General features: G+C 64.3%; 9 protein-coding genes. 7 read left to right on the forward strand and 2 right to left on the reverse strand.

What is annotated here, in order from left to right; genetic code table 11:
- Window positions 1-124 precede the first annotated feature (124 nt).
- The gene (locus EKL94_RS06935) at window positions 125-898 is read right to left on the reverse strand and encodes an AraC family transcriptional regulator (RefSeq protein ID WP_126928524.1); all 774 of its coding nucleotides are present in this window, start codon (window positions 896-898) and stop codon (window positions 125-127) included.
- 92 nt (window positions 899-990) lie between these two features.
- On the opposite strand from EKL94_RS06935, the gene EKL94_RS06940 reads away from it, so the two are divergent.
- From EKL94_RS06940 to EKL94_RS06970, 7 genes are all read left to right on the forward strand, one after another.
- A complete protein-coding gene (locus tag EKL94_RS06940; protein WP_126928525.1) occupies window positions 991-1,779 on the forward strand; it encodes an alpha/beta fold hydrolase in 789 nt (262 codons plus the stop codon).
- A gap of 488 nt (window positions 1,780-2,267) precedes the next feature.
- Window positions 2,268-2,765, forward strand: a complete 498-nt coding sequence (locus tag EKL94_RS06945) for a CS1 type fimbrial major subunit (RefSeq protein WP_126928526.1) — start codon at window positions 2,268-2,270, stop codon at window positions 2,763-2,765.
- Window positions 2,766-2,825: 60 nt separating this feature from the next.
- Window positions 2,826-5,555 carry a TcfC E-set like domain-containing protein gene (locus tag EKL94_RS06950; RefSeq protein WP_126928527.1) on the forward strand — a complete coding sequence of 910 codons (2,730 nt, stop codon included), beginning with the start codon at window positions 2,826-2,828 and terminating at the stop codon, window positions 5,553-5,555.
- Window positions 5,556-5,755: 200 nt separating this feature from the next.
- A complete protein-coding gene (locus EKL94_RS06955) occupies window positions 5,756-6,697 on the forward strand; it encodes a CblD like pilus biogenesis initiator family protein (RefSeq protein ID WP_312023655.1) in 942 nt (313 codons plus the stop codon).
- A gap of 18 nt (window positions 6,698-6,715) precedes the next feature.
- Window positions 6,716-7,426, forward strand: coding sequence for a pilus assembly protein (locus EKL94_RS06960; RefSeq protein ID WP_126928529.1), 711 nt, complete (start codon window positions 6,716-6,718; stop codon window positions 7,424-7,426).
- Between the two features lie 62 nt (window positions 7,427-7,488).
- Window positions 7,489-11,667 carry an ESPR-type extended signal peptide-containing protein gene (locus EKL94_RS06965; RefSeq protein ID WP_126928530.1) on the forward strand — a complete coding sequence of 1,393 codons (4,179 nt, stop codon included), beginning with the start codon at window positions 7,489-7,491 and terminating at the stop codon, window positions 11,665-11,667.
- A gap of 69 nt (window positions 11,668-11,736) precedes the next feature.
- The gene (locus EKL94_RS06970) at window positions 11,737-12,480 is read left to right on the forward strand and encodes a hypothetical protein (RefSeq protein ID WP_126928552.1); all 744 of its coding nucleotides are present in this window, start codon (window positions 11,737-11,739) and stop codon (window positions 12,478-12,480) included.
- Window positions 12,481-12,738: 258 nt separating this feature from the next.
- Here the strand turns inward: EKL94_RS06970 and EKL94_RS06975 are convergent, their stop codons facing one another.
- Window positions 12,739-13,383, reverse strand: a complete 645-nt coding sequence (locus tag EKL94_RS06975; protein ID WP_126928531.1) for a hypothetical protein — start codon at window positions 13,381-13,383, stop codon at window positions 12,739-12,741.
- Window positions 13,384-13,536 lie beyond the last annotated feature (153 nt).

Genomic DNA, 13,536 nt, shown 5'->3' on the forward strand with positions numbered 1-13,536 from the left:
CGCCCGCGTAGGTTGTGCCGAGAACGCCCCGCAGCTGCGGGGCGTTTTTTTTGCCGCCACCCTGGTGGGTGCCAACCTTGGTTGGCACGCTTCTGTAGAGCCGAGCCATGCTCGACTGCTCTTGCTACACCTCTGAATACTGGCTCGGCGAACTCCCCAGCACACGCCGGAATGCCGCAGAAAACGCACTCGGGCTCGCATATCCCAGGTCCAGTGCCACGCGTGTCACCGCCTGACCTTGCCCCAGCCGCTCGATGGCCACCAGCAGGCACACCTGCTGTCGCCACTCGGCAAAACTCACCCCGGTATCCGCACGGAACACCCGCGTGAACGTGCGACGGCTCATGCCCGCTTCCGCAGCCACCTCATCAAGCCCAATGGCGAGCGAAGGCGCATCGAACAGCGCCCGGCAGATGCGCGCGAGGCGTGCATCGGCAGGCAATGGCGCATGCAGGGAAAGCGTCGGCATCGACGCGATCTCCGCCACCAGTAGTTGCATCAGCTTGCCCGCTCGCCCGTCCTCGTCGTAGAGCGGCGGCAGGTCCACTGCATCCTCCAGCAACTGCCGCAGCAAGGGAGAGACCGCATACACGCGGCAGTGCGCTGGCAGTGCTACAGCAGTGGCTGCCTCGATGGAAAGGAAGGCATTGAGCATCGTCACCGGGCCGCGCATCGTCATCTCGTGGGCCAGCCCGGCCGGTACCCAGCAGGCGCGCTGTGGCGGCACCAGCCAGCGCCCCTGCGGTGTCGTCACGCTGATGGTGCCGCGCGCGGCGAACGCGAACTGACCGCGTCGGTGGGCATGGCGGGGAAACGTGGACGCGGCCGCGTAGTCGTTCGAGGTGACCACGACATCGCGCGGCAGGTCTTCGTAGGGATCGAGCAGCGAATTGCGCATGGCCCGGATTCTATAGCGGTTGACCCGCCATCGACGGCGGGCCGCACTTGCCCTGCCTAGCATCAGTACTCCTTTTGACTGTGGCGATTTTCATGGCCAACACTTTTCATCGCGTGGGGCAGGGGCCTCACTTCGTCCTGGTCCTGCATGGCTGGTTCGGCGACGCGCATGCGTTCGAGCCGATCGAGCCGTGGCTGTCGCACGATCACTTCAGCTACGTTTTCATGGATTGCCGTGGCTACGGAGGCATGCGCGATGCGACGGGTCAGTTCAGCATCGACGAGGTGGCACATGATGCCTTGGCGCTCGCCGATGCGCTGCAGATCGACACCTTCAGCGTGGTGGGGCATTCCATGGGAGGCATGGCGATCGAGCGCATTGCCGTGCTCGCGCCACAGCGTGTGCGGTCCATGCTGGCCATCGCGCCCGTTCCCTGCGGCGGTATCGCCTATGACGCGCCCACGCGAGGACTTCTGGAGGGCGCTGCTGGCAGCGTGGCCAGCCGAAGGGCCATCATCGATCGCAGCACCGGCGGGCGGTTGCCCGCCGCCTGGCTGGACTGGAAGACCGGCTACTCAATGGAGCGCTCCACGCCCGGCGCGTTTGCCGCCTATCTTTCCGCATGGGCAGATACGGATTTCAGCGACGAGATCATCGGCGACCATCGGTTGAAGGTGGTGGTGGGCGGGAATGATCCAACGTTCAACTGGTCACTGATGGAGAAGACTTATCTGTGCCGCTATCGAAACGCGACGCTGGAGGTCATCGAAAGTGCAGGGCACTATCCGATGAATGAGACACCCTTGGCATTGGTGGCGGCCATGGAGTCCTTCCTGACCCCATCCAGTAGATCCACGCCGTGCGTGGATGACCCACTGTAGAGTCGAGCCGTGCTCGACTCGCGGTCATGGCGCGAACAACAGTCGAGCGTGGCTCGACTCTACAAAGGTGAGGCAATGAGGTTTGTTGTATTCACTGGATGAGGAAAGTTGCATAACCCCATCCGGTAGATCCACGCCATGCGTGGATGGCCCGTTGTAGAGTCGAGCCGTGCTCGACTCACGCGCGCAGCGCGGGTGTTTCGCGCAGTGTCGGAAGAGCAGTCGACTAACAGTCGACTCTACAAGGGCTGGGCAATGAGATTTGTTGCATTCAAACAGTGAGGGAGTTTGCATAACCCTCAAACATTGAGCGCCTTCAAGAATCCTCCTTAACGTTCCACGTTTTAGGAATGCTTGAATGGCCTGCATGGCAATGGATTCCTAACATTCTCTCCGTCGCCTGCATCCACCTCTGCGGGCGGCGCCTCCCTCCCTTTCTCCTTAGGGGAGGGGGGCTTTCATATTCCCCCTGTCCGAGAGAGACACCCATGCACGCCATTCTCAAGAAGGCCGCGCTCGCTGCAGCGCTGGCCACCGCTTCGCTGTCCGCGCACGCGCTGGAAACCAAGATCACCGTCTACGCCGACGTCGATCCGACCCTGGCGCTGCTGCGCGACGATGGCACCCCGCTGCCGGACACCGTGCAGATGACCCACGATCCGCTGCGCGGCCTGCTGCCGTCGACGCAGCAGGTGCGCATCCATTCCAATGACGAAACCGCGGACATCGAGGTGCGCCTCGGCCACGATCCGGTACTGCTCAATGGCAGCACCCGCGTGCCGCTGGCCGTCAGCCTGAACACCGATGCGCTGAGCACCGCGGTCACCGAGTACAAGGCCGCTGACCTGTTCACCGGTGCCAGCTCGACGCCGGGTGCGTCCATCGCCATGCCGCTGACCATCGCCCAGGCCGGTACCGGCGGGCCGCTTGCCGTACAGGGCCGCTACGAAGGCATGGTCTACATCATCATGAACCAGAAGCCCTGATTCAGGGCTTCCCCGCGCCGGCCCGCATTCCGGGCCGGCCGCTTCTGCAGCGATACCCCCATGACCCCACACGCCCCCGCCGTTACCCGGCTGGCGGTCGCGCTCGCCCTGGCAATGGCTGCTCCTCTGGTCGCAGCCCACGGCGTCCCCGCCGGCTTCGAGGATCTGGTTGAAGGCCAGACCGAACAACTCGACATCCAGCTGTTCGGCCGGTCGGCCGGGCTGTCACCGGTGCGCGTGACCCTGGAGCACGTGCAGCTGGAAGATCCTGCACGCGTGCTGCAGGCGCTGGACCTGCCCGCGGAAGCACAGGCAGCGTTGCTACCGGCGCTGTCGCAACCCCTGCCGCGCAACAGCCACCTGGCCTGCCGCTTTGGTGGCGCCACGGCGGGCTGCGGCTATCTCGATCCACCCGAAGACCCCGCAGCCGTACGCGCGCTGTATGACGAGGGCGAGGGCGCCGTGCGCCTGTTCGTGGCGCGGCAGTGGATTCCCGGCGAACCGGCGGCTGAGCGCTACCACACGGTCACGGCCAATGCCGAGAACGCCTTCCTGCACCAGCAGACACTCAACGTCAGCGGGGGCCGCGACTACCAGGCGCTGTCCGCGCGCGGCGTGGGCACGCTGGGCCTGTTCGATCGCGGCCACCTGTCCGCCGACTGGTATTACACCCAGCAGCGCTACCGCAGCCGTAGCAGCAACGACGACTTCCAGTTCGACAACGTCTACTACCGCCATGACCTGGGGCCGGCGCACTACCTGCAGGCCGGGCGCATGGACCGCCGCAACCTGTCCAGCCCGCAGGGCGGCACCTTCAGCTTCAGCATGCTGCCGCTGGACCGTTTCCAGGGCGCACGCGTGGGCACCACCCAGGCCTACGTGGATACCGACGCCGCCGTGCAGGCTACGCCACTGACGGTGCTGCTGGCGCGCGATGCCCGCGTCGACGTGTTCGACGGCGAGCGCCTGCTGCAGACCTTCTACCTGCAGGCGGGCATCAACCAGATCGACACCCGCAATTTCCCGTTCGGCAACTACCTGGTACGCATGCGCATCTACGAAGACGGTGTGCTGGTGCGCACCGAGGAAGCGCCGTTCGACAAGGGTGGCGACTGGACCAACAGCCAGTGGCAGTGGTTCGTGCAGGGCGGCCGCCGCAACGAGCGCCGCAGCGACCGCTTCGATGGGGAGAGTGTGGCAATGGCCGGCGTACGCGTGCCGCTGGGCCGCGATGCCGCCCTTACCGCCGGTGCCGCCAACCTCGGCGGTCACAGTTACGGCGAGCTGCGCCTGGACCTGCGCCGCGTGCTGGCCACGCATGAGATGCGCGCCACGCTCAGCGGCATGCGGGGCAGTGATGGCAGCAATGGCCAGCAGCACCAGCTGTCGTACCGGCGCAAGGCGTCGTGGAATCTCTACCAGCAGCGCATGCGCGGCAAGGCCTGCCAGTTCGAAGCCGATGCGCGCGACCAGCTGGGCTGCACCAACTCACTCAGCGGCTCGGTGTCGCTGCCGCTGGCCGGTGGCAACGTCTACGTGGGCTACACCCGGCGCCAGACCTGGCGCACCGGCTGGCATCGGCCCGAATTCGATCAGGACCCGTTGTTCGGGCTCGATCCGCTGTTGCCGCCCGGCCCGCTGGAGCCGCGCCGCGAGCCCGTGCTCAGCCGCACCTGGCAGGCCAGCTTCAGCCGCAGCCATCGCTGGCAGGACTTCAGCGTGTCCACGCGCGTGGGCCTGTGGCAACAGCGCAGCACCGACAGTGTGCGCGGCAGCAACGAACGCGATCGCGGCATCTACTTCAACCTCAGCCTGACCCGCCTGCAGCGCAACCATGACAGCAGTGGCCAGCGCCGCTATGCGGTGGACGTGCGCCAGCCGCAGCATCAGCGCCCGGCCATCGACTACAGCGTGGGCCAGAGCCTGCGCCAGGAACGGGATACGCACTATCGCGAGCTGAACGCCGAACTGCGCGCCAACAACAATGATCGCTACAGCGCTTCGTTGAGTGGCCAGCTGCAGAACGGCATCGGCAATACCACCGCCAGCATTGCGCACTATGAGCAGCGCGGACGCGGCGAGACGGGCTACAGCGGCAGCCACAGCTCCGGCTTCGCCCTGGGCCGCCGGGGCGTCTACTGGAGCGGCGCCAACGGCGCCGAGGCCGGTCTGGCCGTGCAGGTGGACGGCACGGACGACATCGACCTGCGTGGTGTGGCCGCCGAACTGCAGGTGGGCGGTCTGCGCCGACAGCGCCTGCAGATTGGAGAGCGTCGGCTGCTGCCGTTGTCGTCGTACCAGTCGCACCGTGCCGAAGTGCAGGACGCCAGCACGCTGGACAGCATCGCCGCCATCCGCGTGACCGGCGCGGGCGGTGCGCGGCCGATGTTCCTCACGCCCGGCAAGCTGATGCGCATGCCGGTGCCGATCGAAGTGACCTACACCTTCATCGGCAGCGCCAAGGATCTTGCGGGGTCGCCATTGGGCGGCGCCCGCATCCTCAACGCGCCGGTGCTCGGCACCAGCGCCAACGGCAGCTTCGTTGCCGATTTTCCGCGTCGCGAAACAACGCTGTACCTGCTGCAGGACGACCGCCTGCTGCACTGCCCGCTGCAGGTGCGCGAGCGCCGCCAGGTGGTGCTGCTGGTCGGTGCCGTGCACTGCGAGCCGCTGGCCGTGGCCCAGCTGCCGCCGGAGATCCGCCAGCAGGCCCGGGTGACCCGCCTGCTGCAGGAACGCGCGTTGATTGCCGCCGCGCCCCAGACCGCTGCTGCAGGAGGTACGCCATGAGCCGGCGTTGGATGGTTGTGTTGATGCTGGTGTGTGCGCTGGTGCTGGTGATGCCGAGAGTGTGGGCGCAGTGGCCGCCGGAGACGCATCCGACGGACCAGAGCCGGGACATCGTGATGAGCTGGGATCGCTCGGCGGTGCCGGGTGACGTGGAGCTGTGGGCGCCGCGGACGGTGCTGGGGTTCAGTCACGATCTAGCGATGAAGTATGGGCAGATACATGTGGTTTGTGGGTCTGCTTCTGATAGTGAGTTTGGGCGGTGCCCGACGGACGCTGATCTGAGCTCGTCAGGGGGAACAACAGAGATAACGTTGCGTCTCGTTGAAATCAGAACTGGCCTGCGTACCGAGATTCGTGCAGTAGGAAACCTACAGCGAGCTATGTCGGGGTATCGCTGCACTTTAGATTACTGGGACTCAGTACCGCGTGTTCTGAATTCAGCATTCTGGTACACATGCGGCATAGGGAGCGGGGCAGATCAGCCGCTCGGAACCGGCGTCGAGATGATCCTGCCGCAACGCGAGATTTCGCGACTCGTGGCAGGCCACTGGAAGGCCACGATGCGCCTGAACATCAAAGCTGATCCGGCCGCAGCGCCGGTTGCAGCGGCTGTCTTCAATTTCGACTTCACCGTCACCGACTATGACGCGATCTCGATCTACTTCCCCGGCTTCGACGGCATTGCCCCACTGGTCAACATGGACCTGCGCTACGACCCCATCCGCAAGGTGGTCGGCGGCTACAAGGAAGTGGATATGTGCCTGTACGACGGCGTGGGCTCGCAGAGCGAGTTCCTCGGCGTCACCGTGCGCGACAGCGGTCCACGACCACCTCCAGGGCGTGACTACGCGGTCTGGCACGGGGACGGTGGCAGCGATGACACCCAGCGCCTCGACTACCAGGTCAGCCTGAACTACGCCGGCAACCGCTTGGCGATGAAGAACGGCGAGGAGCAGCTGCTGCGCGGCATCGACAGTGCACAGCTGCGACTGGTGATGCTGCCGGGTTTCAGTCAGCCCGTGTACTGCGTGCCCACACCGCTGACGCTGGAAACCCCGCCTACGCCCATCGCCAGCAAGCGTCCCGGCCTCTACGACGGCGAGCTGACGGTTGAGCTGCGCGTGCCAACCGCGAAACCCTGATTCCTACGGAGCCACATCATGAAGAAGCTGCTGTTTTGCCTGTTGCCGTTAAGCGCGCTGCTGGCCCCGCCGGTGGCACATGCCAACCTCTCCATCCATCCGATGCGCGCAGCCGTCGATGCCAAGCGTGGCGGGCAGATCCGCGTGTACTCGCACTCCACCCAGCCACAGTACGTGCAGGCACGCCTGCTGCGCATCTCTAATCCCGCGCAGGCCGGCGAGGAAGAGATGGAAGTGGAGGCCGCCGAGGCAGCCATTGCCATCACGCCTGGAAAGTTCGCACTCAGTGGCGGCGGCAACCGCCTGATCCGCGTCATTCCGCTGCGTAATGTCGAGAAGGAAGCGGCCTACCGCGTCTACTTCGAGGGCGTCAGGGGGCCGGACGGAACCCTGCTCGAAGGCGACGAGCAGGCTGCCCAGGCCAACGTGGGCGTCAGCCTGGTCTGGGGAGCATTGGTGAACGTGCTGCCCACCAACGGCAGCGTGGATCTGCAGTTTCAAGGCGACACCCTGCGCAATGTAGGGACCCTGCGCGTGGGAATCACCGGGCTGGCCGAGTGCAGTGCCAGCGGTGCCTGCGCATCCCACGACTTTGCCAAAAGCCTATACCCCGACGCGGAGCTGAAGTTGCCGTTCCAGCCTCAGCCGGGCAGCACCCTGAAGCTGCACTACCGCCTGTCCACGGACGGTCACCGCGAACACACAACAACCCTGGCGCCGAGCGCCTGAACGTTCTGGCCCTGCGTCATGTGCAGGGCCTCATTTCCGATGTCCTGTTAAGGAGAAAGAGCATGAACCACATCTACCGTCGTATCTGGAGTGTTGCCAAGAACTGCTGGGTAGTGGGCAGCGAGCTTGTAGCCATACGTGGCAAGCGGTCGCGTTCCTTGATTGATCGCAGAGTTACGATGCTGCTCGGCTTTCTGATGCTTGGCGGAGGGATGAACAGCGCCAGTGCGGGTCTTTACCTTGGATGTAATCCATTCTCATCTGGGGATCTATTGAACTGCACGCCACATGCTGGCCACTATGACGAGAAGGTATTCACGCCGTATGCCAACACCACTGCTGTGAACGCTATGGCCATGGGCGCCGGTGCGCGTGTCAACGGCCAGAATTCTTTTGCCTTTGGTCACGGGACCAGAATTGACGGGCAGAACAGCGCAGCATTTGGATTCAAGGCCAGCGTCTACGATGTGGACAGTATCGCCATTGGATACAACGCACGGACGAGTGCCAACGGCGGTCATAACGTCGCGCTTGGTGCAAACGCTTATGCGGCGTACATCGGTGCCACGGCCATCGGGAACAGATCCGAGGCGAGAGCTGAGAACGCTGTCACCATTGGTAGCGGAGCATCGTCGCGCGTCGCGAACTCCGTCGCGCTGGGCGCCAACTCCGTAGCAACCGAAGCCAACACTGTGTCCGTGGGGACGGCCGCTGCAAAGCGCCGCATCGTCAATATCGAGGATGCGCGATTGACATCCAGCAGCAGTGACGCGGTCTCTGGAAAACAGCTCTACAAGACCAATCAGGACATAGCAAACGTCAAGTCCGTGGCAGACGCAGCTCAGAGTACGGCAAACGCCGCACGGACCACGGCCAACACCGCCAAGACGACTGCGGATGGCGCGCTGTCGAAGGCCAACATCCTCTCCGGTCTTCTGAGTCAGACCTCAGCCTCAGGCAATGTTCGTGTGGGCGCCAGCAACAGCGGAACTGTGCTGGACGTCCGCAACAGCGCCAGCGCCAATCGAAAGATCACGGGCGTGGCGGATGGCACGCTAAACGCAACCAGTACGGATGCTGTTTCAGGCAAGCAGCTGAATTCCACCAACAGCAATGTGGCGGCCGCGCGCTCCGTCGCCGACGCCGCGAAGACCAATGCTGACAGCGCACTGGCAAAGGCCAACACGCTTTCGGGCCTCCTGAGCGAGACATCAGCCTCGGGGAACGTCCGTCTGGGCGCATCCAACAGCGGTACGGTCCTGGACGTGCGGAACAGTGCCAACGCCAACCGCAGGATCACGGGTGTTGCGGACGCGACGTTGTCCTCGGCGAGTACCGATGCGGTGACCGGTCGGCAGCTCAACACCACCAACAGCAACGTCAGCACTGCGATGAGCGATGCTAGTTCCGCCAAGACCGCAGCGAACACCGCGCTGACGCAGGTGGGGACGCTCAACGGACTGCTGAATCAGGTCAGTGCCAGCGGCAATGTTCGCGTGGGTGAGAAGAACAGTGGCTCCGTGCTGGATGTGCGCAATAGTGCAAATGCGAACCGGAAGCTGACCGGCGTGGCCGATGGCGTGGTCAGCGCCAGCAGCTACGAGGCCGTCAACGGCAGGCAGCTCAGTGCCACCAATGACAAGGTGACGACGGTGGAGGGTATCGCTAGGTCTGCGGGTGCAGATGCTGGTGTGGCAAAGACGGATGCAACCAAGGCGCTGGCCGAGACCGCGGCGCTGGGCGGGCTGGTGGCGCAGGTTTCCGCGTCCGGCGATGTGCGCCTGGGCGGGAAGAACAACGGTGCGACGTTGGACGTGCGCAACAGCGCCAATGCCAATCGGAAGATCAGTGGTGTAGCGGATGGGCTCTTGAGCGCCAGTAGTGATGAGGCTGTGTCTGGTAGGCAGCTGCATTCAACCAATTCACGCGTCTCAGATCTTGAGGATATCGCGCAGTTTGTGAGTATCGGCTCAGCGCCCTTCAGTGAACGCGCCGAAGCGGGTGTGGCAGGCGTTGCGTTGGGAAATTCAGCAAAGACGGGACTGGAGGGAGGTACTGCGGTAGGCACGTTTGCGGAGGCAATGGGGAAGAACTCCACCGCAATTGGTCGAGCGGCAACTGTCTCTGTGGATTCCGAGAATGGGTTCGCATTGGGAGTCGGTGCACAGGTCGGCGGAGACACTGGCGGTGCACGTGGAGGTGTGGCGATCGGTGCTGGCGCAAGCGTTGAAGGTGGAGCTCTCAACTCGCTAGCACTTGGAATGGGTTCCCAAGCTGATGAGGTTGGGGTTGCGTCATTCGGGAGTGTCGGCATCCAGCGCCGCCTTGTAAACATCGCCCGAGGCACCGCCGACCACAACGCCACCACTGTCTCTCAGCTCAAGGATTCCCTCGCCACCCTCGGCGGCGGCGCAGGCATGGATGCCAATGGCAACATCATCGCTCCGACCTACGCGGTGCAGGGCGGAACGCAGAGCAGCGTCGAGGACGCGCTGATGGCACTCGATGGCGCCGTCATCACCGCAGGCCGTCGCACGGACAAGGTGGAAGGCCAGCTGAGTTCAATCTTCCAGGAATCGCCCTCGACTCGTGCCGACGGCACGAACCAGATCGCGCTGAATGGCGTGAATGGCATGGTGCTGACCAACCTGGCTGACGGACGAGTGGCGCCAGGAAGCCGCGATGCCGTAACCGGAAGTCAGTTGTACGCCGCCGAGCAGAAGATCTCGCAGAATCGGAATGATCTGGAGGCGATGCGAAAGGAGCGGGAGATGGGCGAGCAGGCCATGCGTGGACTGGATGCGAGTGGTCCGATCGATTTCGGCGGTGCGCGTTTGACTGGTGTGGCCGAGGCAGGGCTGTCGGCTGATAGCTCGGATGTCGTGCGCGGCAGTCAGCTATTCCGAACTAATGAGGTAGTAGCCAGTTTGGCTGATCGGTTCAACAACGTGATAGTGGATCACGATGACTTAAGTACTCCGGCTGAGGCAGCGTTCCTGTCCGTAGCGGTTGGTGGGGACACTCGGGCTTTGGGGGAAGGATCGACTTCCGTTGGTAGTTATGCAGCGTCACTTGGTAAGCAATCCACCGCAATTGGATACGGTGCACACATAGCTGCCGATGCACTTACCGGAGTATCGCTTGGCCAAGCCGCAGGCGTGTTCGCAGATTGGGGTGTTGCTCTGGGGAGTTACAGTAGGGTGGAGGTGGGGGCAAGATTTGCCGTTGCTGTGGGCGCTCAGTCGATCGCTGAGTCCGAAATGGAGGCATCATTCGGTCACATGTCGTTGAAGCGACGCCTCACCAACATCGCCAACGGCACCGCCAACCACAACGCCGCCACCGTCGGCCAGCTGCGCGGTGCACTGTCCGCTCTCGGCAGCGAAGTGGACGCCAACGGTAACATCGTCGGCCCCAGCTTCAACGTGCAGGGCCAGTCCCAATCCACCCTCAATGGCGCATTGGAAGCGCTCGACGGCGCAGTCGTCAGCACCACCTCGCGCGTGAACCAGGTCGAATCCCAGCTCCGCTCCGTGTTCCAGGAAACCCCCTCGGTCCGCGCAGACGGCACCCAACAGCTCACCCTGGCAGGCGCAAACGGCATGGTCATCTCCAACGTGGCCAATGGCTTGATCGCGGCCGGCAGCCGTGATGCGGTCAACGGTGGCCAGCTGCACTCGATGCAGCAGCAGCTCAATGGCCGCATGGATGGGCTGGAGCAGCGCATTGACGATCAGCCGCAGGCCCGCGCCATGGCGGCAGCATCCACGCCTTCACCGTCCACCGAAGAGATCGCGCCGACGCCGGAGACCAGCGGCTCGCCGCAGATTGCCTCTACCGGTGAAGGTGACAAGCCCACGCCGCAGCCGAAGTCGAAGAACGACGATACGCCCAAGCCGCAGGTCGACACCGCGGACCTGGAAAAGATGCTGGCCCGTGCCAACGAGTACACCGATGGTGCGATCAGCAACGTCGAACGTCGCCTGGACAAGATGGACAAGCGCTTCAACCGCATGGCGGCAATGAGCAGCGCGCAGAGTGCGATGGCGATGAACACCGCCGGCCTGGCCACCTACAACCGCCTCGGTGCGGGCGTCGGCTACAGCGAGGGTGAGTCGGCGATGGCCGTGGGCTACCAGCGTGTGCTGAACGAGAAGGGTTCGGCCACCTTCAGCCTCAATGGTGCGTTCACCAACAGCGGTGAGCGCAGCATGGGCGTCGGCGTGGGCATCGGCTGGTAAGCCATGCCGCCCCGGCGTAGTGCGCGTAATGAACCCCGCCGCGCCGGGGTCCTTGCCGAGGAGATGGCAATGTACAGATGGGTACGCGGAATTATCAGCTATCGCACGTTCTATATCTGGCGGGCGCGCTTTCGCTACTACACCCGGAACCTGGACCTGTGGACGCTGATGAGCGGGCTGTGCATTGCCGGTCTGTTGCTGGTGCTGTGGTACCTGTGGCAGATGCTGGGCGTGCCGCCGCCGCGCGTGCACCCTCAGGCAGCGGCGCTGCGCATCGACGGCGTCACCAGCGAGGCGATCCATCGCATCGTGCTGGTACGCCACGCGGGCAGCACGCCGGGGGCCCCGTTCACTACGCCGGAAGAGGTGCGGGCAAGCACGTTGCGCACGATGCGGGTACGCCAGGTGATGGACAGCGAAGTGGTGTGGCGGCTGAAAGCCGACATGCTGGCGGATATTGCTGACTACATCACCGCCACGGGCGGGTGCTTCCCGTACAACTGCCGGCGGGTCCTCGACCGATTGGACTACGTGCGCCAGGCGGGGGTTGAGAACGCGCAGATCAACGCGGCGCTGTCGACAATCCTGGAGGTGCCGCTGGACCAGATGCCGCCGTTGGAGGCAGACGAGCATGAGCGCGTGAAGAGTGGTTGGTCGGATGGGTTCAACGACATCTATTACCAGTCCTGGTTGCTGCGGGATCTGCAGGCCATGCACGCACAGATGATGCGGGAGTATCCGCAGCGAGCTCCTGCCCCGTGGTTGCCGCGGTTGTTAAGCGACCCGCTGCGCGATACTCGTTTTGTCTGGTAGCGCGCATGATGGGCATCACCTGCCAGAGCAGGTGATGCAGGTTTTTGTAGAGTCGAGCTTGCTCGACTGCTCTCCGCTCAGCCATCGAAATGCCCGAAGCACAGTGCGGACCAGCGGTCCGCACCTACCAACGGCGGGTGCAGCGCCCCTGTAGAGTCGAGCTTGCTCGACTGCTCTCCGCTCAGCCATCGAAATGCCCGAAGCACCGTGCGGACCAACGGTCCGCACCCACCCAAGGCAGGCACCGCTGCGCTACCGTCACCCGCCGATGTACGCGGTGATCTCCGCTTCGGCCAGCAGCTGCCGCAGCTGCGCCACAGACGCGCGCCGCATCGGCTTTTCATCCACCGGCGACAGCGGGGCTTGGCGCAGGGCGTCGTACGGCAGCACAGCCAGGTCGAAGGTCAGTTCCTCGGCACTGAACACCCAGACCGGTACGTCCAGGATGCGCTCGCGGTCCATCCGCAGGCGTCGCGTGCGCGACTCGGCCGGAATGCGGTGGTCTTCCAGGAAGCGGTGTACGGCTTCCGGGTCGTCGCTGTGCAGGTGCAGCTGCACGGGGCTGTTGGCATCGGCGGTGCCCTCCAGCACCGGGCCGGCCAGGCGCGGGGAGAAGCCGTGCAGGAACTCCAGCGCACGCATTGCGGCCTCTCGGCGGCGCTGCAGTTCGTTGTCGTGCTGGGGCCCGGAGAACAGCCGCTGGTACTCGCGCAGGGCGTCTTCGATCTCGGTATTGCGGGGCAGGGAGGCATCGTCGTGGATGCCGAGCCGGCTGGCGGCCTTCAACTTGGCCTGGTGGTAGTCGCGGATGCCGCCTTCGGCCATCAGGCGGGCGGCTTCGTGGGCGAGGCGGTGGCGCCGCTCGCGGGTCTGGCTGGCAGCATGCTGACGGGCGCGATGCATGCGATGACTCCCTGTTGCGACCTGGCTACAGACTAGCGCACGGATGTGACATCTGCGTGGGTATGGCGCGGAGATGCCAACCAACGGTTGGCACCCACACAACGCTTTGGTAGGTGCCGACCTTGGTCGGCACGGGGCGCCAACCAAGGTTGG

It is taken from the genome of Stenotrophomonas maltophilia (assembly GCF_003970865.1).
GTDB lineage: Bacteria > Pseudomonadota > Gammaproteobacteria > Xanthomonadales > Xanthomonadaceae > Stenotrophomonas > Stenotrophomonas maltophilia_AR.